24 protein-coding genes and 1 pseudogene are annotated in these 25475 nt (G+C 69.6%); 11 read left to right on the top strand and 14 right to left on the bottom strand.

Going from position 1 to position 25475, the window contains the following annotated elements; genetic code table 11:
* Positions 1 to 324: 324 nt before the first annotated feature.
* Positions 325 to 912 (bottom strand): hypothetical protein, encoded by a 588-nt coding sequence (locus ABZW18_RS10720; RefSeq protein WP_356185046.1) that lies wholly within the window; start codon positions 910 to 912, stop codon positions 325 to 327.
* Positions 913 to 1320: 408 nt separating this feature from the next.
* On the opposite strand from ABZW18_RS10720, the gene ABZW18_RS10715 reads away from it, so the two are divergent.
* Both ABZW18_RS10715 and ABZW18_RS10710 read left to right on the top strand, forming a co-directional pair.
* The gene (locus tag ABZW18_RS10715) at positions 1321 to 2157 is read left to right on the top strand and encodes a helix-turn-helix transcriptional regulator (protein ID WP_356185043.1); all 837 of its coding nucleotides are present in this window, start codon (positions 1321 to 1323) and stop codon (positions 2155 to 2157) included.
* Positions 2154 to 2420, top strand: coding sequence for a DUF397 domain-containing protein (locus tag ABZW18_RS10710; RefSeq protein ID WP_356185040.1), 267 nt, complete (start codon positions 2154 to 2156; stop codon positions 2418 to 2420). The genes ABZW18_RS10715 and ABZW18_RS10710 overlap by 4 nt, the downstream gene beginning before the upstream one ends.
* Before the next feature lie 262 nt (positions 2421 to 2682).
* Here ABZW18_RS10710 and ABZW18_RS10705 read toward each other — a convergent pair whose 3' ends face one another.
* Positions 2683 to 3375, bottom strand: coding sequence for a haloacid dehalogenase type II (locus tag ABZW18_RS10705; protein ID WP_356185037.1), 693 nt, complete (start codon positions 3373 to 3375; stop codon positions 2683 to 2685).
* Between the two features lie 222 nt (positions 3376 to 3597).
* Between ABZW18_RS10705 and ABZW18_RS10700 the strand changes: the two genes are divergently transcribed.
* Positions 3598 to 4161 carry a CGNR zinc finger domain-containing protein gene (locus tag ABZW18_RS10700; protein ID WP_356185034.1) on the top strand — a complete coding sequence of 188 codons (564 nt, stop codon included), beginning with the start codon at positions 3598 to 3600 and terminating at the stop codon, positions 4159 to 4161.
* Between the two features lie 184 nt (positions 4162 to 4345).
* Here ABZW18_RS10700 and ABZW18_RS10695 read toward each other — a convergent pair whose 3' ends face one another.
* Positions 4346 to 4831 (bottom strand): reverse transcriptase domain-containing protein, encoded by a 486-nt coding sequence (locus tag ABZW18_RS10695; protein ID WP_356185031.1) that lies wholly within the window; start codon positions 4829 to 4831, stop codon positions 4346 to 4348.
* A gap of 45 nt (positions 4832 to 4876) precedes the next feature.
* On the bottom strand, positions 4877 to 6217 hold the full coding sequence (locus ABZW18_RS10690; protein WP_356185028.1) for an MFS transporter: 1341 nt from the start codon (positions 6215 to 6217) through the stop codon (positions 4877 to 4879).
* Between the two features lie 70 nt (positions 6218 to 6287).
* Here ABZW18_RS10690 and ABZW18_RS10685 point away from each other — a divergent pair, with 70 nt between their 5' ends.
* A complete protein-coding gene (locus tag ABZW18_RS10685) occupies positions 6288 to 7247 on the top strand; it encodes a helix-turn-helix domain-containing protein (RefSeq protein ID WP_356185026.1) in 960 nt (319 codons plus the stop codon).
* A gap of 569 nt (positions 7248 to 7816) precedes the next feature.
* On the opposite strand, the gene ABZW18_RS10680 is transcribed toward ABZW18_RS10685, so the two are convergent.
* On the bottom strand, positions 7817 to 8419 hold the full coding sequence (locus ABZW18_RS10680; RefSeq protein ID WP_356185023.1) for a hypothetical protein: 603 nt from the start codon (positions 8417 to 8419) through the stop codon (positions 7817 to 7819).
* Between the two features lie 377 nt (positions 8420 to 8796).
* Entirely contained in the window at positions 8797 to 9051 is a 255-nt protein-coding gene (locus ABZW18_RS10675) for a helix-turn-helix transcriptional regulator (RefSeq protein WP_356185020.1), read from the bottom strand.
* Positions 9052 to 9095: 44 nt separating this feature from the next.
* On the opposite strand from ABZW18_RS10675, the gene ABZW18_RS10670 reads away from it, so the two are divergent.
* The gene (locus tag ABZW18_RS10670) at positions 9096 to 9407 is read left to right on the top strand and encodes a hypothetical protein (protein ID WP_356185017.1); all 312 of its coding nucleotides are present in this window, start codon (positions 9096 to 9098) and stop codon (positions 9405 to 9407) included.
* Positions 9408 to 9634: 227 nt separating this feature from the next.
* Here ABZW18_RS10670 and ABZW18_RS10665 read toward each other — a convergent pair whose 3' ends face one another.
* Entirely contained in the window at positions 9635 to 10468 is an 834-nt protein-coding gene (locus tag ABZW18_RS10665; RefSeq protein WP_356185014.1) for an AraC family transcriptional regulator, read from the bottom strand.
* A gap of 66 nt (positions 10469 to 10534) precedes the next feature.
* Here ABZW18_RS10665 and ABZW18_RS10660 point away from each other — a divergent pair, with 66 nt between their 5' ends.
* Positions 10535 to 11512: a DMT family transporter gene (locus ABZW18_RS10660; RefSeq protein WP_356185011.1), complete on the top strand. Its 978-nt coding sequence runs from the start codon at positions 10535 to 10537 to the stop codon at positions 11510 to 11512.
* Between the two features lie 213 nt (positions 11513 to 11725).
* Positions 11726 to 12597 (top strand): annotated as a pseudogene (locus ABZW18_RS10655) (IS5 family transposase).
* Here ABZW18_RS10655 and ABZW18_RS10650 read toward each other — a convergent pair.
* The gene (locus ABZW18_RS10650; protein WP_356185008.1) at positions 12581 to 13123 is read right to left on the bottom strand and encodes a GNAT family N-acetyltransferase; all 543 of its coding nucleotides are present in this window, start codon (positions 13121 to 13123) and stop codon (positions 12581 to 12583) included. The pseudogene ABZW18_RS10655 and the gene ABZW18_RS10650 overlap by 17 nt on opposite strands.
* Before the next feature lie 171 nt (positions 13124 to 13294).
* Here ABZW18_RS10650 and ABZW18_RS10645 point away from each other — a divergent pair, with 171 nt between their 5' ends.
* Positions 13295 to 13495 (top strand): DUF4236 domain-containing protein, encoded by a 201-nt coding sequence (locus ABZW18_RS10645; protein ID WP_356185001.1) that lies wholly within the window; start codon positions 13295 to 13297, stop codon positions 13493 to 13495.
* 535 nt (positions 13496 to 14030) lie between these two features.
* Here the strand turns inward: ABZW18_RS10645 and ABZW18_RS10640 are convergent.
* The 3 genes from ABZW18_RS10640 to ABZW18_RS10630 form a co-directional block, all read right to left on the bottom strand.
* Positions 14031 to 15437 (bottom strand): SWIM zinc finger family protein, encoded by a 1407-nt coding sequence (locus tag ABZW18_RS10640; RefSeq protein WP_356184999.1) that lies wholly within the window; start codon positions 15435 to 15437, stop codon positions 14031 to 14033.
* On the bottom strand, positions 15434 to 18403 hold the full coding sequence (locus tag ABZW18_RS10635) for a DEAD/DEAH box helicase (RefSeq protein ID WP_356184997.1): 2970 nt from the start codon (positions 18401 to 18403) through the stop codon (positions 15434 to 15436). Before ABZW18_RS10635 ends, ABZW18_RS10640 begins: the two co-directional genes overlap by 4 nt.
* A 314-nt stretch (positions 18404 to 18717) precedes the next feature.
* Positions 18718 to 19167 carry a hypothetical protein gene (locus tag ABZW18_RS10630; RefSeq protein WP_356184994.1) on the bottom strand — a complete coding sequence of 150 codons (450 nt, stop codon included), beginning with the start codon at positions 19165 to 19167 and terminating at the stop codon, positions 18718 to 18720.
* 268 nt (positions 19168 to 19435) lie between these two features.
* Between ABZW18_RS10630 and ABZW18_RS10625 the strand changes: the two genes are divergently transcribed.
* Together ABZW18_RS10625 and ABZW18_RS10620 are read left to right on the top strand one after the other, a co-directional pair.
* On the top strand, positions 19436 to 21244 hold the full coding sequence (locus tag ABZW18_RS10625; protein WP_356184992.1) for a P-loop NTPase fold protein: 1809 nt from the start codon (positions 19436 to 19438) through the stop codon (positions 21242 to 21244).
* A 140-nt stretch (positions 21245 to 21384) separates the two neighbouring features.
* The gene (locus ABZW18_RS10620) at positions 21385 to 21645 is read left to right on the top strand and encodes a DUF6343 family protein (RefSeq protein ID WP_356184989.1); all 261 of its coding nucleotides are present in this window, start codon (positions 21385 to 21387) and stop codon (positions 21643 to 21645) included.
* A gap of 77 nt (positions 21646 to 21722) precedes the next feature.
* Here ABZW18_RS10620 and ABZW18_RS10615 read toward each other — a convergent pair whose 3' ends face one another.
* Positions 21723 to 22094: a tetratricopeptide repeat protein gene (locus ABZW18_RS10615; protein ID WP_356184986.1), complete on the bottom strand. Its 372-nt coding sequence runs from the start codon at positions 22092 to 22094 to the stop codon at positions 21723 to 21725.
* A 656-nt stretch (positions 22095 to 22750) separates the two neighbouring features.
* On the opposite strand from ABZW18_RS10615, the gene ABZW18_RS10610 reads away from it, so the two are divergent.
* Positions 22751 to 23560: an alpha/beta fold hydrolase gene (locus ABZW18_RS10610; protein WP_356184984.1), complete on the top strand. Its 810-nt coding sequence runs from the start codon at positions 22751 to 22753 to the stop codon at positions 23558 to 23560.
* A gap of 246 nt (positions 23561 to 23806) precedes the next feature.
* On the opposite strand, the gene coaE is transcribed toward ABZW18_RS10610, so the two are convergent.
* Both coaE and ABZW18_RS10600 read right to left on the bottom strand, forming a co-directional pair.
* Entirely contained in the window at positions 23807 to 24415 is a 609-nt protein-coding gene (gene coaE, locus ABZW18_RS10605; protein WP_356184982.1) for a dephospho-CoA kinase, read from the bottom strand.
* Between the two features lie 27 nt (positions 24416 to 24442).
* The gene (locus ABZW18_RS10600; RefSeq protein ID WP_356184981.1) at positions 24443 to 25384 is read right to left on the bottom strand and encodes a PAC2 family protein; all 942 of its coding nucleotides are present in this window, start codon (positions 25382 to 25384) and stop codon (positions 24443 to 24445) included.
* Positions 25385 to 25475: the final 91 nt, after the last annotated feature.

Below are 25475 nucleotides of genomic sequence, written 5' to 3'. Positions count from 1 at the left end.
CTGTGTCGGCGGATCAGAATTGAATGGCAGGCAGGCTAGCAGAACGGCCAACGGCTGGTCAGTACTACTCGATGATGTTCACCGCAAGCCCGCCCCGGGCGCCAACAGCGTCCGGGGCTCCGGCACGAGACCACCAGGACGAGCTACAGCAACGGCCTCAACTCCCCATCGCGGACATGTAGTCTATGAATCGTCGCAGTTCAGAGCCGGTATCCGAGCTCCTGCGGTCGGTAATGTCGAGTTCAAGTGGCGTCTGTGTGGTGAGTGCAGCGTCCCACACGCCGCATCCCTCGCGGCCGCGGGTCCCCGGGGTGATCGTGGCCGTCAGACGGGTGGAGTGGGGGCGGCGCCGGGCAGCGGCGGGGATTGCTGGGTCGGAGGCTGGAGTTCGGAGAGTACGAGCGCGCTGGACGGGATCCTGCGGCGCCTTTCGAGGAGGTCGGCGAGCGCGGCGTGAAGCTGCTCCGGCCCCTGATACGCCTCGTGGGCCAGGACGAGCCGCGCCTGCATCTCCAGCTCCTGCCACGCGTAGCGCCTGCGCAGCTTCGCCAACTGGCGTGCGTCGGCGCGCAGGAAGCTCGAACCTGCCGCGAAGCCCGCGGACAGCAGCGCCATAATCGCCGCCGGCACGCGAGCATCGGGAGACGCCAGGCCGGCGGCCCCGGCCACGCCGGCGAGGACCGCCGCGGGAAATCCGAGCAAGAGGTAGGTGGCGTTCCAGAAGGCTCCGCGCCGCTGGGCGCTCTGTGCCTCGGTCCTCGCCTCGATGACGATCTGCTCGACCTCGTGGCGGAGGTGGAGCAACTGCGCTTCGTCGTCGTTCCGAGGTGTGGCCGGCATCGGGTCGGCGCTGGTGTCCGTCACGGTTCCCCCAGTCGTGTCGATGGCGGCGGCATCCGCCGGTCGTGTCATGTCGGACGGCGATCGCGATGGCGATGGCGGGGTGGCGGTGGCGGTGCGCGGGCTCGGCTGGAGGCTGTACGTGCGGAGCCTCGGCGGGAGGATACCGGCCACGGTGAGTGTCGTGGCAAAACTTACAGTGAAGTGACGGGTGAGGCACGGGAGTTGGGGCTGCGAGGGCGGGTCAGAGAGGGACGGTTGTCGGCCGTGTCAGTCGGGAGGGTGGAGTTTCGGCCGTCACGGCCCCGGGCCTGGTGTTCCGTCCGTAGCCTCGCGCGTACGACCAGGGGTACGAGCTGGCTGCCGTACGGGTACGGGATGTGCCTGTCGGAGCCGTGGCCCGTGCCCGGTGACGGGGTCGATCGTTGAGCCGCGCCGTGGGCGAGCGGCGGGGAAATACGGCGCCGGAGGTGGCGGAACATGGCTGGTACGGGGCGACCGGAACTGCCGGAGGGAGACGGCTCGGGAGCCTTCCTCAAGAGCTTCGGCAGGCAGATGAAGCTGTTCCGGGAACGGGCTGCGCTGACACAGGCCGAGTTGGCGGCACGGCTGGGGTACGGGGAGAACCTGATCGCGTCGGTCGAGCAGGGCCGGCGCATCGCGCGGCCGGAACTCATCGACAAGGTGGACGAGGCGCTGGGAGCGGGGGGTGTCTTACGGGCGATGAAGGAGGAGGTCGCGCGGGCGCGGTACCCGGCGTTCTTCCGGGACTTCGCGCGTCTTGAGGCGGACGCGGTGGAGCTCCACGCGTATGACAACCAGGTGATCAACGGTCTGTTGCAGACCGAGGAGTACGCGCGGTCCGTCTTGGCGATGCGGCGTCCGCTGCTGGAAGAAGGGACGATTGAGCAACGCCTGGCGGCACGCATGGCGCGTCAGGAGATCTACTCGCGCCGACCGGCTCCGCTCATGAGCTTCGTCATCGAGGAAGTGGTGCTGCATCGCCCCATTGGCGGCAAGGACGTCCTTCGAGGTCAGCTGGAACAGCTTCTAATACTGGGCCAGAAACGAAACGTAGAGGTACAGGTGATGCCTACCGCGCGGGAGGATCACGCGGGAGCGGATGGTCCCCTGATCTTGGTACTGCCTAGAGGCGGTGACGAACTGGCTTACTTGGAGGTGCAAGGCCGCAGCACCCTGGTGTCTCCCCGCGACGAGGTCCGCGCCATCGCTTCACGTTATGGGATCATCCGAGCACAGGCTCTCACTCCTAGGGAGTCACTGGCACTCATCGAGAAGTCGCTGGGAGAACAATGAACACCGAGGTATCTCAGGCTCGGAGGACCGAGCTGGCCTGGTTCAAGAGCAGCTACAGCGGTAGTGAGGGTGGGGCCTGCGTCGAGGTCGCTGTGGAGTGGCGGAAGAGCAGCCACAGCGGCAGTGAGGGCGGGCAGTGCGTGGAGGTGGCTGCCTGCCCTGGGGCCGTGCACGTCCGGGACTCCAAGGACAAGACAGGCCCGGCCCTCTCGTTCGCGCCCGATGAGTGGGCGACTTTCGTGGAGTTCGCCGCGCGGGTCTGAAACCCACAGGTACGACGACGCCCCCGGCACCAGCCGCAGACCGGTGCCGGGGGGGCGTCGCGTGTGTTACGCCTCGGCCGACTTCCGAGGCCGGCCGCTTGCGGCAGTGGACACCTCGATCCGCGCGATCTTGGTGACCTGCAGCGGAACGTCGGTCAGCGTGCTGGTAACACTTCGTGTTTCAGGGATACGAGTTCGACGCGACGCCCATTCAGCGAACGTCCACCCCTGCACGCGGGAATCATTCATCGGATCGGCGCTTCTACGTCGCCGTCAGCGCGGCGACCAACTCATCCAGGCTGTTCGACCGCCAATTGAAGGTATCGGTCCTCTTCGGAGGATCCCCGACTGGTCGCTGAACGTAAGCGGTTCGCATTCCCACCGCCTGAGCTCCGCGAAGGTCCCAGGCGTGGGCGGCGACCATCAACACGCGCTCTGATGGACATGCTGCCGCGTCGACCGCGAGCTGGTAGACCTCCGGTGCGGGCTTGTAGGCCTGGGCACCTTCGGCGGACAAGGCTTGGTGCCAGCGCAGCCCGGCGTATGCGTTGAGACGGAGCAGAGTCGCGCGACTGGCATTGGAGAGCCCCAGTACAGGAAATCGCCGCGCGAGGCGCGTGAGCCCGGCGAGGGAGTCGTCCCAGGGCTTCAGGCGCTGACCCGCGGTAGCCAGTCGCTCGATGGCCACCGGGTCGGTGAGCCCGGCACAGTCGGCTACGCGTTGAGCTGCCTCGCGGTCGATGATCTCGGTGTTGGCGTATTCCCGGCTTGCTTCCTCGATGCGTTGCTGCTCGTGCTCGACATGCTCTCGCCACACGGTGAGCAGCTGGTCGACAGACGCATCGTCGGACGCGGGCACCGCGTCGCGAATGGCCGCTCGAAGTCCGCCTGGCTCGTCGACCATCGTTCCGAGGACGTCGAAGACGACGACCTCGATGTCGCATGCCCCGGCCATCCGGTCTCCTATTCATGGTGGTCGGGCGCGACGTGGCCCGGGTTAACACGTGGACTGGACAGTCAGGACAGTCAGGAGGGTTGCCCAGTTCCGTGCGCGTTCAACGCCACGTGTGTGCGGGCATCCGGCGCACTAGCCCCCGTCGCGTCACCGGTTCAGCAGGTAACGATTGTTGCTCGACCTCACGTCACCGGTCAAGATGGTGACGTGAGATTCGCATTCGTGAGTGGCAACCCAGCTCTGGACCTGGTCGGTACCGTGGGGTCCCGTCGAGACAAGCCCGTCGACCTCCTGGCCGACCCCGCCGACCTTGAGCAGTGGGTCCTCGAATGCGACGAGCTCCCCGACCAGGTGACCGCCGATGTCGCGACCTTCACATCCGCGCTGCAGCTCCGCGAGGCGATCTACCAGCTGGCGCTCGATCGCATGCGGGATCGTCGCTTCGCGCCCACCAGCCTGGATATCGTCAACGACGCCGCTGCCGGGCCGGTACCCACGGTCGAACTCAGCGACACAGGCTTGCATCTGTCAGGAGATCTCCGCTCCGCACTGGCCCACGTCGCACGCAGCGGGATCGCCCTGCTTGCTGACCGCCACGCGTGCTTGAAGGAGTGCGGTCGTCCGGGCTGCACTCGCCTCTATCTCGACCGCTCCCGTGGTGCACGTCGCACTTGGTGCGGCATGGAGAGTTGCGGCAATCGCGTAAAAGCTGCGGCCTATCGAGCCCGCAGACAAGCCGCCGAACAGGGTCGCGAACCCAGCACAGCGACTCGTACCAGAACGTGAGCCTGGAAGGCCGCATCAACGCGACCGAGAAGCACGAGGGACAGCAGAACGTACGGATCGTCCGCCCGAACCCGGACTGGTACTGATGACCACACATACGCACACCACACCCCCCACCGCCGCTGGCTCATCGACGAAATGCGGAGGTCTGGGGTGTCGGCGTCTGCCTTGGTGCCATGAACCATCAGGCACCAGTCGTCCGCGTACCGGACCAGCCGATAGTTGGGCAGACCTCGGCGCCGACGCCTCCGGCGCTCGTTGAGATCAGTTCCGGCGCCTCCCGACGCCTGGGCGATGTGCTCGTCCAGGACCGAGAGCGCGACGTTGCTGAGCAACGGCGAAAGGATCGAACCCTGCGGGGTGCCAGTGTCGTTGTCCCGCAGAGGCCGTCCTCGCTGAGGATGCCCGCCTTGAGGAAAGCCTTCACCAGGGCCAGGACATGTTTGTCGCCGACGCGTGTCCGCACCCGCTCCATCAGGGCGGTGTGCGAGATCTCGTCGAAGCAGGCTTTGATGTCGCCTTCCACGATCCACTCGTACTTCTTGGACGTGAGCAGGCGCACCTCGGCCACCGCGTCATGAGCCCGGCGGTTCGGGCGGAACCCGTAGGAACACGGGAGGAAATCCGCCTCGAAGATCGGCTCCAGCACCAGCTTCAAGGATGCCTGCACCACCCGGTCGGTGATCGTCGCGATCCCCAGTCGGCGCAGCTTCGCTCAGTCCATAGGAACGGTTCCCGTCGGCACTCTGCCACTCACCGTCGATCTCCTCGCGCCCGAAGCCGAGCGGGTTGGCCTCGATCCCGCTCCGAAGTCCCAGTGTCCCGTTCCTGTTCCTGTTCCTGTTCCTGTTCCTGTTCCTGTTCCTGTTCCTGTTCCTGTTCCTGTTCCTGTTCCTGATGGCGTCCATGCCCGCGCGCTACGGCTTGGAGCGCACACCAAGGCAAGGGCCGCGACGCCCGCCGTGAGGAGGAACGCGGCTCGCAGGCCATGGAGTTCGGCGTACGCACCGAGCAGCGCGGGTCCCGCGATCGTGCCCAGCCCCAAGAAGAAGACGGTGACGCTGAAGCCGGCGGAGGGCCGCTCGGGAAAGACGCGGTAGCTCCACACCGCGAGGATCCCGGATCCGGCCATGAAGCACGGGCCGTAGAGCAGGGCGGAGAGGGCGACGGCGGGGAGCGAGCCAGGGGCAAGGCCGAGCAGGGCGACTGCGACGGCGATGCCGAAGAAGAGCCCGGTGTGGACGCGGTGCAGCCCGTACCGCGCGATGGCGTGGCCGGTCAGCGTGCCCGCCGTGCCGGCCGCGCCCATCAGGGACCAGAACAGGGGCGCGGTTGCGGAGCCGGTGCCCGCCGCGTCGGTGATCGCTTCGACGGCGAAGGACCAGTAGACGGCGCCGACGAGGCCGTAGATGACGGCGGTGAGCAGGAGCGGCAGTGCGCTGCGGCGGTACGTCGGTCGGCCCCTGCCCTGTATCCGTCGGTCCGAACCCCCGGGCAGTATCCGGGTGTTGTACGCGGTCGATGCCAGCGCCACCAGTGCGAAGGCCAGCCAGGCGTATCGCCATCCCGTGCCGCGGGCGAGCAGCGCCAGCGGGCCCGCGACCACGACGGCGAAGGCGGTGCCGCTGGCAATGGTGCCCATGACGTGCTCGCGCCGCCCGGCCGGCACCATCCGGTCGACCGCGTCGGAGTAGGGGGCCCAGGCCCAGCCGGAGCTCGTACCGGCGAGGAGCAGCCCGGTGATCATCAGCCCCGGCCCCTGGGCGAGGGCCACAAGCCCCATCCCGACGGCGGCGGAGAGCCCACCGGCAAGGACAAGCGGGCGCGGCCCGAAGCGCGCGATGAGGACGCCGACCATCAGCAGCGCTGCCAGATAGCCGACGTAGGTGGCGCTGCCGATCAGTCCCACGAGAGAGACGGAGAGCCCGAACTCCTCGCGCAGCTCGGGGAGGAAGAGCCCGTATCCGTACCGTGCGAAACCGAAGGTCACGCCGATCGTCGAGATCCCGGCGAGGGCCAGCCGGTTGCCGGGCGCGGTCAGTGAGTTCCATGCCATGCACCCACCATCCGACCTGCATCTTCGCCACACCATTGGCGAAAACGTCAGCCTCCCCTAGATTTACGCCATGACACTTCGTGTGGTGGTGACCCTGCTGGAGGAGACCTCGCTGTTCGAGCTGGCCGTGCCGTGCGCGGTGTTCGCGGGCGAGGGGTACGAGCTGACGCTGTGCGCCACCGCCCCGGGAAGCACCCAGCGCGCCCCTGGCGGTCTGCGTCTGGAGGCCGAGCACGGCCTTGAGTCGCTGCGCGACGCGGATCTGATCGTGGTCCCGGCCTGCATGATGGACGGCTACGAACCGCCGACCGCCCTTCTCGACGCGCTGCGCGAGGCGCATGCCCGCGGGGCGCGGATCGCCTCCCTCTGCTCGGGCGCGTTCGTGCTGGCCGCGGCCGGGCTGCTGGACGGGCGTCCGGCGGCGACCCACTGGATGTATGCGGAGGAGCTCCGCCGCCGCCATCCGTACGTGCGCGTCGACGACCGTTCCCTGTACGTCGACGACGGCTCGATCCTCACGAGCGCGGGCACGGCCGCGGCCATCGATCTGTGCCTGCACATCGTGCGCGGCGACTACGGCACGGCGGCGGCGGCGGAGGTCGGCCGCAGGATGGTCGTGGCCCCGCACCGGGAGGGCGACCAGACCCAGTACGCACTGCCGCCGGCCCCTGTCCCACCGCAGGCGGAGGGCCTCGGGCCGGTACTGGACTGGGCGCTGGCCCAGCTCCACCGTCCGCTGGCGATCGCCGAGTTGGCGTCCCGGGCAGGGATGAGCACGCGGACGTTCGGCCGCCGCTTCGCGGCGGAGGTGGGCGTCACCCCGCTGAAGTGGCTCAACCAGCAGCGGCTGGCACGGGCGCGGGAGATGCTGGAGAAGACTGATCTGGGGGTGGATGCGGTGGCGGAGCGGAGCGGGCTGGGCAGCGCGGACAGTTTGCGCCAGCACTTTCACCGGGCGCTGGCGACGACCCCGGCGGCGTACCGGCGCACCTTCCGCGTCGGCACCCCTCAGAGGTTGTCGAGCGGCTGATCACGCGCGGAGTGCGACTATCGGGATTCGTCCTCCTGGCATGACGGCGGCCCCGGAATGATCACGCGGCCGCAGAACCGGGCTGCGGCTGACGGGCATCCCGAAGACCCTGGCCAGGCGGCCAGCCCGATCGGCGAGTGCAAGACCAACCGAGTGTGGATGCCAGAACCCGCTCTCACCTGCGAAGCCAACCAGCCGTCATGAGGTTCTTGCCGCTCAACCTAGTCCGCCCGGGTCAGACGACAGGTCAACGACTAACTTCGCTGTCAAAGGACAACGGATACCGCAGGGGCATCCGAGGCGATACGACGCAGATCGGGTTCCGTCTACCGCTTGACGCGGCCACGGATGGCGAGGGCGGCGAGGCCGAGCAGGACGGGTTCGGCCAGGCGGGAGGCCATCTCGGTGTAGGTGCCGGTGGTGGTGAGGTCCTGGCCGGGAGCGGAAGACGACCGAGTTCACCACGACCCGGAGGGACTTCTCCCACCGCTCACCCGTCCGGAGGCCACGACTGCTCAGGGCTCGCGTTGATCCATGACCGAACGACCGCACATCACTGACACCGGTGATCAGCCGACGCGGGCGCCCACTGCGAGGGCTCGCTCGCGGGCTTCCTGGCTCACGCCCTTGCGGCGCGGCGACATGCGTCGATTGATGGCTTCGGGCTGACTCACGAGCCTCAATCGTCCCTTTCCGGCCCGGTGATGGGCGACCACGCCGATGAATCGGATATCGCCGCAGAAGCGCACCTTCTCCCCATCGTGTGACCGGCACCAGCGGGCCCAGTACGTGAGACTCCCGCCGAAGGGTGTCCGCAGCCGTACGGAAAGGTGGCGGGCAGGGTTGTCGGGATTGGCTGCCTCGAATCGGCAGTCGGATTTGCCCGCAGGGTGCGCGACTGCCGTCGACCACGCGTAGCCCTTGAGGACACGCAGGATGCGCACCAGGTTGATCAGCTGCTCAAGCCGGTGGTGGATGTGGAGCCCGATGAGAATCACCAGGACCAGCCACAGCGGGACGAACCAGCTCGGCGTCAGGGCCGTGGCGAACAACCCGGCCGGAAACAGGATCAAGGCAAAGAGAGCACCCGCCAGTTGCAGGAGCAGCGCAGCGCGCCAAGCCCGGCGGGTGGCGGGGTCGTCCCAAGCGAGCGGGACTGTGGAAGACGTCATCCCTGAGTTTCCTCGGACCTCTTGAGTTGCGCAGCCCGGGCCGGTGCGAGGCTCACCGACGCGATACGCGAACACTCGCGGATCACCGAACACCGAACGAATCCCTGCGACCTTCCTCAGATCGGAAGTACGGGCTCGGGCCCCTCGCCGTTCACTCGATTCACTCGAGCCGGCCCTGGCCCACACGTGGGACCGCGACAGGCTCCGCCATGGTCAGCGGTCGGATCCCGCCGACATCGGATCGGAGACGATGTCGGTGGCGGGCTGTCATTCGGGACGTGCGGCCCGTTCCGTCCGGATGCGCAGCTGTTCGGCGTCACCGGGGCGTACGGCCGCTGAAAGCCGCTACGGCAATGCGACAGATGCGCCGGCGCGGCTCAGTCCGGGGTGCCGGCGGTCGGTTCGGTGACGTGGTCGATGGTCTCGCGGAGTGCCTGGCGTGAGGTGATGCCGAGCTTTCGGTAGGTGCTGGTGAGATGGACCTCGACCGTGCGTCGGGTGACGAACAGCGCCTGGGCGATCTCCCGGTTGGTGCTGCCGGCGGCGGCCATGCGGGCGACCCGGAGCTCACTTGCGGTGAGGGCCGCGGGTCCGCTGAGTACCGCGCGCCGGGGCCGGGCGCCGGCCGCCACGAGTTCGTCGTTGGCCCGCTGTGCCAGGGCTCGGGCCCCGCATCGTGTCGCGAGGTCCAGCCCCCGCCGCCTACGGACTGGGCAGGGCGCTGGACGACGCGGGCTCCTTGCCGGGCCGCCCAGAGGTCGTCCTGTACACCAAGGAGCCGCTGCGCGACCTCCCTACCGGCGCCAGCAGCACACGGCTGGCGCCGACGGCAGGCAGTGAACTCCGGTACCGCTACCGGGGACTGCGGCTCCTCGTGCAGGCGAACGGCCGCCTCTTCCTGGTGCCCGCGCACTGGACCACGCCCGGCGGACGCACCCTGGTCTTGCCGTACGACAACACCGTTCACCTCGAACTCGTGCCGCCCTGAGTGACGCCATGAGCCTGAGCGCCGGCGCGGGGCAGTCCGCCGCCACACGGCGGGCACGCCTCACGTTGCGGGTCGGGACAGGGGTGCCGTCGACGTGCGAGTAGCCCCACTCGGCAGTAGGCGCAGTCGCTGATGACGTCTGGGGACCGAGAAAAAGCGGGCCGTCTCTCGATGACACGAATTCCGTGAAAGAGCACGGAAAATGAGCGCTACCAGCAGTGCGGGGTTCACGCTTGCGCTCGTTGGAAGGTGCTCGGTGTGATGCCGTAGGTGCGCTGGAACCAGCGGCTGAAGTGAGCCTGGTCGGCGAAGCCGGTGGCAGCAGCCGCGTCGGCGGAGGTGGCGCCGGTCGTCAGCAGGTGGCGGGCGCGGCGCAGGCGGAGTTGGCGCTGGTAGTCGCTGGGGGCCATGCCGAACTCAGCGCGGAAGGCGCGGTAGAGGGCGAATCGGCTGCAGCCGACGGCCCGGGCCAGGAGGTCGGCCCGGATCGGTTCGAGGTATGCATCGTTCAGCAGCGCACGGGCCCGTCGGGCGGCCTGTCGCTGCGCACCTCTGGCGAGCGTTCGCATGTGGGGTGTCCGGGTCGCGCCGCGGTGTGCCATCGCGGTGACGGCCGCGGTCAGGCGTTCGTCCCGTAGAAGTGGATTCTGGCGGGTGACCAGAGCGGCGTGCAGGCGTGCGAGGGCGTCGGCGAGCACGGGGTCGGTCAGAACGGGCTGCACGAAGAGCGGCATGGCGTCGGAGCGCCCGTCGGCGGCGTCGGCGAGGACCTCGCGCACCACCGCGGGTCCGATGTGCACGATGCGGTACTGGTAGCCCAGTTCTGCCGCGGCCTGACCGTCGTGCACCTCGTCCGGATTGAATGCCATCACCATCCCGGCGCCGCTGGTGTGGGCTGCGCCGCGGCAGCGGAAGCGCTGAGCGCCGGCGTCGGTGATGCCGAAGGAGTATGTGTCGTGGCTGTGCGGCGGGTACACGTGGTCGAGGAAGTGTGCGTGCATGGCCTCCAGCGGGCGCGTACCGTCCCGCCAGTACCGCACCCATCTCTGCCCCATCCCCATGGCCTCATTGTGGCGTGCGCACCAGCGTTCAAGACGGGCGGGGAGCTGGGCCGCCAGTGTCGGGACATGCAAACGAAGAGGGGACTGAGCAGTCCGCATCTGCCGCTGATGATCACTATGGTGCTGTGGGGGAGCGCCTTTTCCAGCTCCAAGTCGGTGGTGGAGCAGGTGCCGCACACCGTGGCCGCGCTGCTGCGCTTCGGGGGCGGTGCCGTTGCGCTGCTGGCAGCCGTGTGGCTGTTCGGGAGCCGGGGGGCGACGGTGACGGCGCGCGACGGGTGGCGCGCGGCGATGGCTGGAGTGCTGGGCGTCTTCGCCTACAACGGCTTTTTCTTCTGGGGGCTGTCGCTGGCACCCTCCCTGGACGCCGGCATTCTCATCCCCGTCATGAGCCCGGTGCTCACCAACGCCTTTCTGCTCGTGACGCGTCGGGAGCGCGCCTCGCGGGCGCGAATAGCTGGTCTCGGCCTCGGTCTTGCCGGGGCTGTGGTCTTCTTCCTGGGGGCGGGCGGCAGTTCGCACGGAGGCTCGACGCGACTCGCGGGGGATGCGCTGTTCCTTCTCAGTGCGCTGTGTTGGGCCGCCTACACGCTGGCCGGCCCGCGGGTGCTGGCCGGTATCGAACCGCTACGGGCCACGACGTACGCGACCTGTACGGGGGCCGTTCTGCTCGGTGTGATCGCCGCACCCGATATACCGGAGGTGCGCTGGAGTGAACTGCCGGCGGGCGTCTGGCTGAACGTCGCGTATTTGGCCCTGGGTGCTACTGCCGTCGCGAACCTCTTCTACTACCGGGGGGTTGGGGCAGTAGGTCCCGCACGGGCCTCCCTCATGATGTTCACCGTCCCGGTCATCAACACCCTGTGCGCCACGCTCTTCCTGGGCGAATCCTTCGGTGCGCTGCAGGGAGCGGGTGCACTCGTGCTGCTCGCGGGTGCCGTACTGGCCGTCACCCAGGGGCGGCTGCCGAAGCACCCGGCCCGGTCAGCAGGGACTCGTCGTACGGGTGACGCCCGTGAGCCGGAGGGCCATGTGGGGCGGTGATGACCATGTGGGGTGGCGAAGACCAGGGTTTTCGCGTCCACCTCGTGCTGGGCCAGGACCAGGCCGGTCCCGTTCATCGCGCCCAGCACGTGGACCTGGTGCCGTCGGCGCGGACCGCGCCGCGGGCAGGCTCGCCGTCCACGGCCACGGCAGGGCGGGATGCCTTAGGGCGTGTATCGAAAGTAGATCTTGGTCGTGGGATGATCTTGGTTCGTGGCACGTGAAGATCTGACGGACGAGCAATGGGCGGTGCTGGAGCCGTTGTTGCCGAGGGGCAAGAAGCCCGGCCGCCCGCTGACGTGGGCCCGGCGACAGCTGATCGACGGCATACGGTTCCGGGTCCGCACCGGTGTCCCGTGGCGGGACATGCCCGCCGAGTACAGACCCTGGGGTCGGGTGTACGACCTGTTCCGTCGATGGCAGCGGGACGGCACCTGGCATCGGATCTTCACCGCGTTGCAGGCCCGGGCGGATGCCAAGGAGCTGATCACCTGGGACCTCAACGTAGACTCCACGATCGTGCGCGCCCACCAGCACGCCGCCGGTGCGCGTAAAAAGGGGAGTTCCAACAGGAACCGCCTGGCGGTGTCGCCTGCGAGCCGGACGACCACGGGCTAGGACGCTCCCGCGGCGGTCTTAACCCCAAGCTGCACCTGGCCGTCGAACAGAGGCAGAAGCCCATGTCCATCGTGATCACGGCCGGGCAGCGCGGGGATTCTCCGCAGTTCGAGGTCGTGCTGGGCCGCATCCGGGTGCCCCGACTGGGGTGCGGCAGGCCCCGCGTGCGCCCGCGACGGGGGGCGGACAAGGCGTACGCGTCCCGCAAGAACCGCGCCTACCTGCGGCGTCGCGGTATCCGCTGCACCATTCCGGACAAGGCCGACCAGGTCCGCAACCGCAAGAAGCGCGGGTCCAGCGGTGGCCGGCCACCGAAGTTCGACCCAGAGGACTACAAGGCCCGGCACGCGGTCGAGTGCGGCATCAATCGCCTCAAGAGACATCGAGCCGTGGCCACCAGGTACGACAAACTCGCGGTCCGCTACGAGGCTACCGTCCTCGTTGCCGCCATCAACGAGTGGTTGTGACGTACTGGTCCGACGACAACTCGAACACCCGTACTCGCCGACCGCAGGTGGGATTGACGGTCTCACGGACCGGATGCATCCCCAGTTTGGTCATGATCCGTTCGGAGGCGTCGTTGCCCACTTGAGTGATGCTGACGATCCGCTCCAGCCCTCGCTCTTCGAACCCGAACCGTACAGCGGCCGCAGCGGCCTCGGTGGCCAAGCCCTGCCCCCAGTGGGAACGTCCCAGCCGCCAGCCGACCTCAACCGCCGGCAGTACCTCCGGCAAGAAGTCGGGCACCGAAAGGCCGGTGAACCCGGCCAGCTCGCCAGTGGACCGGATCTCCACGGCGAACAGGCCGAAGCCCTGTGACTCCCACTCGCTCTCCCATGCCTGGACCCCGCCGCGAGTCTGCTGTTCGTCACGGACGCTGCCGTCACGGATCCACCGCATGACCTCGGGGTCGGCATTGACGGCAGCCATGGGCGCAACGTCTTCCTCGCGCCAGCGACGCAGGATCAAACGGGGAGTCTCAAGCGTGACCATCCAAATCATTCTGGATCACAAATGGGCTCTCCGCCATCCTCACCAGGCACTTTCGATACACGCCCTAGGGGCTTGGGCGCGGACTCAGTCGGCGAGCCAACGGCTCTCGAGGGCTAGCCGCGTAGCGGCGGGATCTGGGGGAAGGCGAACGATCAACGAAAGGAGCCCGCCGTGCCCGTCACCTTCCGCAAGAGCTTCCGCATATTTCCGGGCGTCCGCCTCAACATCAACCGTAAGTCGGTGTCCTTCACGGTCGGCAAAGGCGATGGCGCCAGGCGCACTTACTCCTCGACAGGTCGCCGTACCACCTCGATGGACCTCCCCGGCCCCTTCGGTTACCGCAAGACCACCACACGCGGCAGCCGCCACTGACACCCCGTGCGCAGCAGGCGAAGGGCGGCCGAAGTCCGGCAGGTGCCGTCGCCACACCCCCACCCACACCCCCACCCGCACCCGCACCCGCACCCGCACCCGCACCCGCACCCGCGAAAGTGCCTAGGCGGCGCGCGTGAGTCGTACGCGCGCCGCCTTCGCGCGCCCGGGCGCGAGCGGGTGCGCTCACCGTCTCGACCCGTCGCGCCGGGTCCGCACCGAACGGATCGTCACATTCTTTGCACAGACTGTGACTTGCGTCTCTAGTGCTCCTCAGATTCGACGTCCCACTGTGCGGCGGTGCAGCGCGGAAACGGGGAGTACGGGTGGAACAGCAGCTGGACGTCCGGCTTCGCATGGTTCTGATTTCTGAGTCCCGGCGCCACATCGAGATGGGACGGTCATCCCTTTGGCATGGCACGCAGACGATCGCCGGAGCAGGGATGCGTCCACCGCCTTCGTCGCCGGCCGCGCGCCTCGATCCGGTTCGCGGTCGCGTCCGTGGGGGCGATAGCCCCACCGTGCTTCCGTCGCGTCACCCGTCGAGCGTGCCCGTCAGGGCTCCCACCGGATCCTCGTCCGGTGAGCCCTCCGGCCACCAGTCGTCGCGGCCCTCGTCGCTGCGGTACGGGTACCAGCGGCCATCCCGCCCGTAGCGGAGCTGGATGGCGCGGGACGGGTCGGTGAGGTGGTTGCGCCAGATCGTCATCCGGGGGAAGTCCGCGGCGGCCAACGCGCTGCGGGCGCGGTCGAAGTCGCCGGCCGGGGGGTCCCACGGGGTTTCGAGTACGGCCAGACCCTCCGGGCCGCCCTGGCGCCAGGCCGCGGCCGCGCGGGCGAGGTCCTGGGGCGTGTGGTCCGTGCCCGCGGCCAGGCTCGAGAAGAGGGGGGAGAAACTGCGGCGGCCGGTGAGGTGGGGGTGAGTGGCGGCGAGGCGGACCGCGTCGTGCCAGGTGGACGGGGACCCGAAGGGCGCGGACGCGATGGATGAGACCGCGGATGACGCGGATGGCAAGGGCGCGGACGCCGAGGATGAGGACCCGAAGGGGCCCGCCCCCGTGGTGAGGAACGTCTGCGCGCGGGACGCCGCGTCGATGGCGAGAAACTCGAGAGCCGATGAATCCGGCCCGCCGTCCACCTCCGGGAAAAGCGGCGGGTGATCGGGGCCAGCGGGCGGCGGCAGAGGCGCGGGTAGCGGCGGCCGGTCCGGCACAGACAAGGCCTCGCGCGCACTGACAGCGGCCACGTCGGGCTCGGCCCTGGCGGACCTTTCGCGCGCGGCCCGGGCGGCGTTACGGCGGCCGAGCTCGTCGAGAAGTTCGGTCTCGTCCCGGCCGCGCAGCAACAGGAGTACGAACGGGTCCGCGTCCAGCAGCCGGGCCGTCTGATAGCAGAGGGCAGCGGCGTGTTTGCACGGGTCGCCGTGGTCTGGGCAGGAGCATCCGGGAACCAACTCGCCCCGCCCCGGCAGAAGTTGGACGCCGGCCGTCTCTGCCGCCTCGACCAGCGCGTGCGGCATGTCCTTGTCCAGCAGCGCCGCGATGTGCGCGGGCTCCGTCGCGACCGTGTCGAGGAAACTGTCCCAGGCCCGGTCGGAGAGGACCGGGAGGGAGACCTCCGTGCGGTACGGGCGCGGGCGGCTGCCGCGCACCATGGCGGCGATACGGCCCGGGGTGACCGTGATCGTGTCGACGTACCCGCCGCGTGCGTACGTGCGGCCGCGGGAGAGCCGCCCGGGGTCGAGCGAGGTCTCCTCCAGCGCCTCCACCCAGGCATTGCCCCACCAGGACTCGGCGAACAGCCCACGGCTGCGGGCGGGGCGGGTGCTGCGGTCGGGGCGGCCGGCGCGGTCAGCGCGGTCAGGACCGGAGCTGCTGCCGCCGTGGCCGGCACGGGGGCCGGCGCCGACCGGCAACGGCGGGAATGTGCGGCGGCGCGTCATGACGTCCTCCGCAGGGCGACGAGGTCGGCAAGCTCCGCGTCGCTCAGCTCGGTGAGCGCGGCCTCGCCGCCGCCCAGCACCGCATCCGCCAACGCCCGCTTGGCGTCGAGCAGTTGGGCAATACGGTCCTCCACCGTCCCCTCGGCGATCAGCCGGTGTACCTGCACCGGCCTGGTCTGCCCGATGCGGTACGCGCGGTCGGTCGCCTGTTCCTCGACGGCCGGGTTCCACCAACGATCGTAATGGATCACATGTCCCGCCCGGGTGAGGTTCAGGCCGGTGCCCGCCGCCTTCAAGGACAGGAGGAAGACGGGGACCTCGCCGGACTGGAACCGGTCGACCATCGCATCGCGCCGCGCGACAGGCGTGCCCCCGTGCAGCAGCTGGGCCGGAATGCCGCGGCGGGCGAGGTGCCTGTCGAGCAGACGCGCCATCTCCACGTACTGGCTGAAGACCAGTACCGCGCCCTCCTCCGCCAGGATCGTGTCCAGCAGTTCGTCCAGGAGCTCCAACTTCCCGGAACGGGCCGCAGCGAGCCCCGGCGCGGTCTCCTTCAGATACTGCGCCGGGTGGTTGCAGATCTGCTTCAGCGAGGTGAGCAGCTTCATCACCAGGCCGCGGCGCGCGATCCCTTCGGCCCCCTCGATCCGGGCGAGGGTCTCGCGCACGACGGCTTCGTACAGCGCGGCCTGTTCCCGCCCGAGCGCGACGGGATGATCGGTCTCGGTCTTGGGCGGCAGCTCGGGCACGATGCCCGGATCCGACTTCCTGCGGCGCAGCAGGAACGGCCGTACGAGACGGGCGAGGCGGTCGGTCGCCTCCTGGTCCTCGCCGCCCTCGACCACGCGCGCGTGCCGCGCGCGGAAGGCCTTCAACGGGCCCAGGAGTCCGGGAGTGGTCCAGTCGAGGAGGGCCCACAGCTCGGAGAGGTTGTTCTCCACGGGGGTGCCGGTGAGCGCGACCCGCGCGGGCGCCTTGATGGTGCGCAGTGCCTTCGCCGTCGAAGAGTGCGGGTTCTTCACGTGCTGGGCCTCGTCGGCGACGACCAGCCCCCAGGCTCTGCCGGCGAGTTCGGCGGCGCTGGTGCGCATCGTGCCGTACGTGGTGAGGACGAATCCGCCCTCCAGGTCTTCCAGGGTGCGGCCGGCGCCATGGAAGCGACGTACGCGCACGCCCGGAGCGAACCGTTCGATCTCGCGCTGCCAGTTGCCGAGCAGAGAGGCAGGGCAGACGACCAGGGTCGGAGCCGAGCGGAACCGGTGGTCACCTGGCAAGCGCTCACCCTGCTCACCCTGCTCACCTTGCTCGTGCCGACCGTGTATCTGCTCGTGCCGACCCTGCATCTGCTCGTGCCGACCCTGCATCTGCTCGCGGTGCAGGTGGAGCGCGATCAGGGTGATCGTCTTGCCGAGGCCCATGTCGTCGGCGAGGCAGCCGCCGAGGCCGAGGGACGTCATCAGATCGAGCCAGGCGAGGCCGCGCAGCTGGTAGTCGCGCAGCGTCGCGTGCAGCCCGTCCGGCTGGGCGACAGGCTGCGCGTCGGCCGTGAGCCGGGTACGGAGATCGGCCAGTGCCCCCACCGGTACGGCCTCGACACGCTCACCATCGACCTCGGCGGCGCCGGTGAGGGCCACCGACAGTGCGTCCACCGGGTCCAGCAGGCCGAGCTCGCGCTTGCGGGCCTTGCGTACGAGGGCGGGGTCGACCAGCACCCACTGGTCACGCAGCCGTACGACGGGACGGTGCGCCTCCGCGAGAGCGTCCATCTCCGACTCGCTGAGCGGCTCGCCCCCGAGCGCCAACTGCCAGCGGAACTGAAGGAGTTCTTCGGTCTCGAAGAAGCCGAAGCCGTCGGCGGCGGAGCCGGGAGCGGGTCGTACGACGGCGGTGGCGGTCAGTTCGCGGGCCAGCTCCTTGGGCCAGCGGACTTCGACGCCCGCCGCGCCCAGCCGGGTCGCAGCCTGGCCGAGCAACTCGTACAGCTCCTCCTCGGTCAACGGCAGCACGTCCGGTACGGACCGCTCCAGCAGGCGCGCGAGCGGCGGCCAGACACGGGCCGCGCGGCGTACGGCGAGCAGGGCGTCGATCCGCGCCCGCGGCCCGAAGTGCTCCACGCCCGCCCACAGCCCCGCCGCATCGGTGATCAGCGTCGGGTCGGCGAGGCTGTGGACCTGGACGACCGCGGCCGCGTGGCTCTGCTCGCCGCCGTCCCCCGCATCGAAGATCTCGTACGCAGAGAGGTCCAGCCGCAGCGAGATCCGCACCCCCGTGTCCAGGCCCGCCGCCACCTCGGCAGCCCACTCCCGTGCCTCCGGCAGCCGCTGCGGCTCGCTCGCGGCGTACGGGGCGCCGACCGCGTACGGGGCCGCGGGCGTACGGGGCATCGCGTCGGCGACCGCATCCAGGAAGGCCCTGACCAGCCCTTCCGGATCGGGCAGCCGCAACGGCCCCCGGCCCGGAAGCGGAACGGCATGCGCCGCGGCGGGCATGGCCGCGGCGATGGCCCGCAGATGCGCGACGTCGTCCGTGCCCAGCGGCCCGGCGCGCCAGGCGTCGACGTCGCCGCCGGTCAGCCCGGGGAGCAGCCGGCCACGGGCGGCGAGGTGCAGGGCGTGCAGGGCCGCCGCGCCCCAGCAGGCGGTGGCGGGGTGGGCGGCGGGGTCGTGCCGGGCGCGGGCCAGCAGGGGGACGGCGGCGGGGACGGGCAGCAGCAGGGCGGGGACGGTACGCCTGCGGATGCCCGTGCCGTGGGGGCGTACGACCGTCAGCTCGCCGCGCGCATCGCCTGTCCCACCGGAAGGATCGGCCGACCATGCGCTCGGCGGAGTGCCGGCCGGAGCCCTGGGAAGTGCGCTGCCGTCGGGCCGCCAGAAGGCGATCCGCCCGTCGCGCGGCGGCTCGGCGGGCAGAAAGATCGCCGCACAGCCCGCAAGGGCGTCCCCCGGAGGGAGTTGCGTGCGCGCCAACGTCTCCCACTCCTCGTACTGCGCTGTACCGCTGCCGGTGCTGTAGGGCTTGTGCTGTACCGCTTGCTGCTGCGCCTCATGTGCTCTACGGCTGTTCCCGCGAACCAGCCTGCGAGTCTACGTCCGCCCCTCCGGCGGCTCGTATGGGCGGGGCCACGGGCGAGCGGCGAGCCGGGCGCCCGGCAGGCACAGGCTGCCCGCTCGGACGTCTGCCTCCACCGTATGGGGCCTTACGGCCGTGCGCCCGCCTCCCCATTCCGGGAAGGCGGGCGCACGGCCGTAACGGCTGCTGTCGGGCCGTCGGGCCGTCGGCGTCAGCAGCGCGGCAGCGCGTTTGTCTCGCTGTAGATGTCGCTGTCGCGCATGAACCCCCAGGCACCGTTGTCCGCCTGTGTGTAGATCCACCGGTTGGGGTGCGGACCGCCACCACCGGTGGAACCGCCCTCCTGGCGGCAGATGAACCACGACGGGTTGGAGTACATCCGGCCGACGACGGCATCGGAGTTCGCCCCGTACACGGGCGCGCCGACGACGTTGTTGCACCACCAGTGGCCGCTGCGGTACCAGCAGGGGTTCGCGACCGCCCGGGCGTCGCTCTTCGCCGCGGACTGCACCGCGGGCCCTGCCGCCTGCCTCTGCCAGGTTTGCGCCGGAGCGCTGGGCGCGCCTGCCGACGCGGCACCAGCCGGTGCGGCCCCCGTGAGTGCGAGTGCGGCACCCGCCCCGAGGGCGGCAGATGCGACCGAAAGCTTACGGATCACCATGACTCCCCAGTTGGAGATCTTGCGGTCCGCTGGACCTTCTGCGCCTTGTACGACATGTTCCGCAGCCGTAAGGATGTGCAGCAGCCAAAGGATGGCCGAAACACCGGAGTTACCGAACCTGGGCGCTGAAAGGGTCTGGGTCACCGGGAGAGCGGCGAGGTGACGTCGTTGCAGCTCCCGCCGGTGAGTGCGGGGCCGGCGGGATACCGTGAGCCTCCACGATCGCGTGGTGCGCCCAGTTCGCCGGCGTACAGAATGGGGGGACGCTGTGACCGAGCCGGACCGGCAGCAGTTCTCGCTGCTCAACGACGAGCCGGTCACCGATGCCGCGGCTGACCTTCTGGGTGCCGGCCGCGCGGCCGAGCAACTCGCCGGCCTGCTGGTGGCGTCCCGCCACTCGACGCCGTTCACCATGACCGTCGATGCCGGATGGGGCACGGGCAAGAGCAGCCTGATGCGTCTGGTGGACGCGGAGTTGGCGCGGACCGCCGACGTGCACACGGTCTGGTACAACGCGTGGACGTCGACCGGCGCGGACGCCCTGGAAGGACTGATCAAGTCCGTCCTGATGCGCTTCGACCGCCGCCTGCTCCGCCGGGCGCTGCAGCGGGTCTCCGAGCACAGAGCACTGATCAGGGTGGCTCGCGCCGTGTCCATGGTGGTGGCGGGGCCGCTCGGGGTGGCCGGTCTGGCGGACGAGCTCTGGAAGAGCCTGTCCATGAGCCCGCAGGCGCGCAATGAGATGCGGGACGCGATCCGGGACCTGGCACAGGAGTGGGCGGAGACGGGCGAGTTCTCACCGCGGCGACTACTGGTGGTCTTCATCGACGATCTGGATCGCTGCTCGGAGGAAACGGTGCTCGCCGTGTGCGAGGCAGTCAAGGTCTACCTGGACGTGCCCGGGCTCGCCTTCGTCATCGGCTGCGACCGGTCGGCGCTCGCCCCGAACGGCCTGCTGCGCGATCTGTCGCCCGCCGGGTCGGCGTTCATGGAAAAAATCCTCCAGACCAGCTATCGGATTCCCGTGCCGGACGGCGCGGGAATCGAGGAGTTCGTCCGCCGCTGTGCCCGCGACTCCGGCATCCACGCGCTGTTCAACGACGAGCTGATCTCCCTCGTCGCCGACCGCTCCGGACGCAACCCGCGGCGGATCAAGAGGCTGATCAACGGGTTCGTCCTGGAAGTGGGTCTCAACCCACTGTGGCAGGACTTCGGCCCCCAGGCCGTCGACGCCGTGATCAGGACACTACTGCTCCAGTACTTGTACCCGGACTTCTACCGCATGCTCGTCGGCAGCGGCGCCGCCTACGGTGACGTGCTCACCGAGTTTCTGACCTACCGCGAGGTCCGGCGTGCCCTCCGGCAGGTCGGGGACGACAGCTCCCTTGAGGTGGATCTCACGCAGTTCTGCGCGGAGCACGAGGTGCGGCCGCCGGCGCAAGGAAATCCGGAGGGTTGGGGAGAGACCCTGGCAGAGCTGGAGTCGCAACTGCCCAGCGGGTTCCCCGCGCTGGCCGCCGACCGCGGGTTCACCTCGCTGATCGAGGACCTGATGGAGCTGCCACAGTCCGCAGAGCTGATCCAGCGACTGCGGCAGCAGCCGCTCTCCGCCTCCGCCGAGCCGCCCGGGGAGCAGGAGGCGGTCTACCACATGCCCGAGCGCACCCTCGCGGACGAGCGAGGAGCGCGCGCCGACCAACTACTCGGGGGGAAGCGCATCCTGTGGATCGACGACAATCCGGACAGCGTCGAATTCGAGGCCGAAGGGATGCGCCGCGCGGGGGCGTCTGTGGCGATCGTCAAGGACAGGGCGGAGGCGGAACGGCATCTCGCTGCTGAAGGCCGTGATTTGCTGATCTCCGACATCACTCGCGGTACGGACTACGATGCTGGGTTCACCGATGTCGAACGCCTTCGCAACGACGGCTTCTACTCCGGACCTGTGATCTTCTACACGGGCCGGGTCACCCCCGCGCGCGAGGCGCGCGCAGAGGAACTGGGAGCCCTGGGTGTCACCGCGAGCCCAGGACGACTTCAGAAGTTGGCCGCCGGTGCCGCGCTGCGCGGAGCCGGCTGAGATCCCGTCACCGGTGTCGAGGGCGGGATCGCTGCCGTCCTCACCCTGCCCTGGCCCCGACGGTGATCAACTCTGCTCTGGGGCTCGCCCTGGCCGTTCGGGGCGGTTCGGGTGGATGCTGGGAGTGGAGATGCAGGGAGATGCGTACCGGCAGTGAGCCCTCGGAAGCACGGAGTGCGCTGCGCATGCGGTTCGGGCTGGCAGCGTGGGGGCTGGTCTGGGCTCTCGCAGGGACAGTGATCTTCGCCGAGATCGGCCATCTCGGCTGGGCCATCGCATGCGGGGTGGTCGCGGCGATCGCCGCCGTGGATCTGATCGTGGTCGTGCACCGCATGCACCAGGGACCCCACTGGCAGCCGGGCCGGGACGTTCCGCCTTACCGGCCCCTCGGCCGACGCTGAGCCGACGCTGAGCCGACGGAATGATCTGATCGAGTCGCGAGCCTGGCCGGCCAGGGAAGGACGAGGTCAGCGGTGCGTCAGTCGGGGTTCTCACCGAAGCGGGCCGCCTCCACGAAGTCCGGGCGCGGATCCAGGGCCGCGGCCAGGCGGAAGTGGCGGGTGGCCTCACTCGGACGGTTGGCCCGCTGGAGCGTACGCGCCAGGGCGAAGTGGGCGAACGCGTTGTCCGGCTCCCGCTCCAGCACCAGCTGGAATTCCAGCTCGGCGGAGCGCAGTTGGGCGGAGTGGAAGAACGCGCGGGCGCGCAGGAGCCGGGCCGCGGTGTTCTCGGGGTGAGCCGTGATCACCGGGTCCAGAAGCTTCACCGCACCCTGCGGGTCGCGCGCGGCCAGCAGGTGCTCGGCGGCGCGGTAGTCGATGACGTGTGTCTCGGGGGTCCGCTCGGGCACGGTTCCTCTCCTCACCCAGCTGCATCATGGCGGGTCTCGTCGCTGCGGTCGGCACAACAACAGCGTCCGGGACAGCATTCCCCTCGGATCGCCACCGCGCACATGGCGGCCGCGAGAGGTGAGATCACCGAGGGCCGACGCGTCCGATGCGGGCACGCCCGAGACCCGTAGGAAGGGCTGGGCCGCTACCCGCGTCGGTACGCACGCGCCGCCTGGACGCAGGGCGGCGACGCAGGTAGCAGCGGCAACGGCAACGGCAACGGCAACCGAGCGACGCACAGACCACCGCGATCCGATGGCCGAAAATGATCAGCTCCGTCCCATCGTTCGTCACCCGCCACCGGCACCATATCCACCCTGACCAGTGACGATGCCCCTCGAAGCCGGGCACAACCCCTCCCGAACCCCCGTCAACCCTCTCCCATGTGGCGCAGATCCCACTGCTCGACTTCTTGACGCCCAGGGAAATGGAAGACAACATTCCGTTCACTGTTCAACACGTCGTCGGTCCCTGAGCTTGCCCGGCCAGCGCCGGACCGGCCGCCCGCCCCGCAGCTCGTACGAGACGGTGGGCCACCCGAGCGCGCACGCCGCCAGGCACACAACCGGGACGACGCCGGTGCCGTCTGTTCCGCGGTGCCCGGAAAAGGAGTGCCATGCGTCGCCGCTATCTCGCCCTGGTCCTCGCCGCGGCAGCCACCGCACTGACCGCCGTCGCCGCGCCCGCGGTCGGCGATCCCCTGGACGTCCCCCCGCCCGGCGCGAACAACTGGTCATGCAAGCCGACCGCGGAGCACCCCGATCCCGTCGTTCTCGTCAACGGGACGTTCGAGAACATGGCGAAGAACTGGAGCACGCTGGCGCCGAAGCTCGCCGACGCCGGGTACTGCGTCTTCGCGCTCAACTACGGGGACAACGCGACCGCGCCCGTAGCGGACTCCGCCCGCGAGCTCGCGCCCTTCCTGGACAAGGTGCTGAGTGCCACCGGCGCGCAGAAGGTGGACATCGTCGGTCACAGCCAGGGCGGCATGCTGCCGCGCTACAACATCAAGTACCTGAACGCCGCGGGCAAGGTCGACGACCTGGTCGGCATCGTCCCGTCCAACCACGGCACCGACAACCCCGGGGCCTTCGTGACGGGCGCCACGCTCTGCCCCGCCTGCGCCGACCAGCAGACGGGCTCACCGTTCCTCACCGACCTCAATGCGGGCGGGGACACCCTGCCGGGTCCGGACTACACCGTGATCACGACCAGGAACGACGAAGTCGTCACGCCGTACACCAGCGCGTTCCTCGAAGGGCCGGAACAGCAGGTCACCAACGTCACCTTGCAGGACCAGTGCCCACTGGACGTGTTCGAGCACGACCAGACTCCCAACGACCCCGTGGTCGCCCAGTGGGTGATCCACGCTCTGGGCCGGCAAGGCCCGGCCGATCCCGGCTACAAGCCGAAGTGCCTGCTCTGACCGGGACGCGCTCCCTCGACGCCACCGCTCCGGCTTCCTGACTTCCGCACTGTGTCCCCGACGTGACGGGCCCGCCCCAAACCGGGCGAGCCACCGTCGACGCGCGAGCTGCACCATCCCCACGGCGCGCGCCGCGTCAGCCCGCACACGGAAGCCACTTATATCCCACACCCGCATCAGCCTCATGGCGCTCAGGCAGGCACATCAAGCACCCGGGCCCAGACCATGTCCGACCATCCATCCCGGTCACCCCCGCGCTGAGGCCGCCCGCTCGCGCAGCGCCTCCCACACCTTCCTGACCTGCGGCTCCAAACCCTCCAGCGGACCATCGTTCTCGATCACCAGGTCCGCGACCGCCAGCCTCTGCTCCCGCGTCGCCTGCGCCGCCATACGCGACCGCGCCTCGGCCTCCGCCATCCCCCTCAGCCGCACCAACCGGTCGATCTGCGTCTCAGCGCCGGCGTCCACGACCACCACCAGGTCGTACAGCGGCGCCAGACCGTTCTCCGTCAGCAGCGGCACATCGTGCACCACGATCGCGTCCTCGCCCGCCGACGCCTCCAGCTCGGCCGACCGGGCACCCACCAGCGGGTGGACGATGGCGTTCAACGCGTGCAGCCGCTCCGGGTCGTTGAAGACGATGCCGCCCAGCTTGGGGCGGTCCAGAGTGCCGTCATCAGCCAGGATCTCCGGCCCGAACTCATCGACGACCGCCGCGAGCCCCGGAGTTCCCGGTTCCACGACCTCCCGCGCGATCCTGTCCGCGTCCACGACCACCGCGCCGTACGACGCGAGCAGCCGCGACACCTCGCTCTTCCCGGCTCCGATTCCGCCCGTCAGGCCCACCTTCAGCATGACGCGAGACTAGCCCTGCCCGGCCGGTCAGCTGCCGTCGCCCTCACGCTCGGCGAGGAAGCGCTCGAACTCCCGGCCCAGTTCGTCCGCCGAGGGCAGCTGCGCCGCCTCCGCGACGAGGTTGCCCCGGGACGTGGACCCGGCAGCCGCGTCGTACTGATTCTCCAGGCCCCGTACGAGCGCAACGAGCTCCTCGTCGCCCTCCCCGATCTGCCGGTCGATCTCGGTCTGGGTACGGTGCGCCTCCGTACGCAGGGCATGCGCCACGGCGGGCAGCACCAGGCCCGTCGCCGCCGTGATCGCCTCCAGAGCGGTGAGCGCGGCGTCCGGGTACGAGGAGCGGGCGATGTAGTGCGGTACGTGCGCCGCGACGCCGAGCACGTCGTGCCCCGTCTCCGCGAGCCGGAACTCGACCAGGGACTCGGCGCTGCCGGGCACCTGCGCCTCCTCGAAGAGGCTCTGGTGACCGGGCATGAGGTCGAGCCGGTTGCCGTGCGGGGTGATCCCGACGGGGCGGGTGTGCGGGACGCCCATCGGGATGCCGTGGAAGCTCACGGACAGCCGTACGGAGAGACGCTCCACGATCTGCCGGACAGCGGCGGCGAACCGCTCCCACTCCACGTCCGGCTCGGGCCCGGCGAGCAGCAGGAACGGGGCGCCCGTGGCGTCCTGTACCAGATGCACTTCGAGCCGCGGGGCATCGTACGAGGTCCAGCGGTCACTCTTGAAGGTCAGCAGGGGCCGCCGCGCGCGGTAGTCGATGAGCCGGTCCGCGTCGAAGCGGGCGACGGTCTGGTGCGGCAGTCCGTCGAGCAGCCGCTCCACGATCTGGTCGCCGGCGTCACCGGCGTCGATGTATCCGTCGAAGTGGTAGAGCAGGACGAGCCCCGCCGTGTCCTGGGCGATCGCCGTATCGGCCACCGCCAGCCCCTTGGGGTCCCATTCGTACAGATCCTGCGGATCAAGCACCGTAACCGCGCCTCCTCGTGTTCCTCTCCGCCAACACACAACGGGGTATAGGCATTCCCCGTCTTCGCCCGCTCATGACCCCGGAGCCTGC

The organism is Streptomyces sp. NPDC004647, assembly GCF_040609575.1.
Taxonomy (GTDB): domain Bacteria; phylum Actinomycetota; class Actinomycetes; order Streptomycetales; family Streptomycetaceae; genus Streptomyces.
The sequence above is the reverse complement of the archived record's forward strand: the minus strand, read 5'-3'. Positions and strand labels throughout refer to the sequence as shown.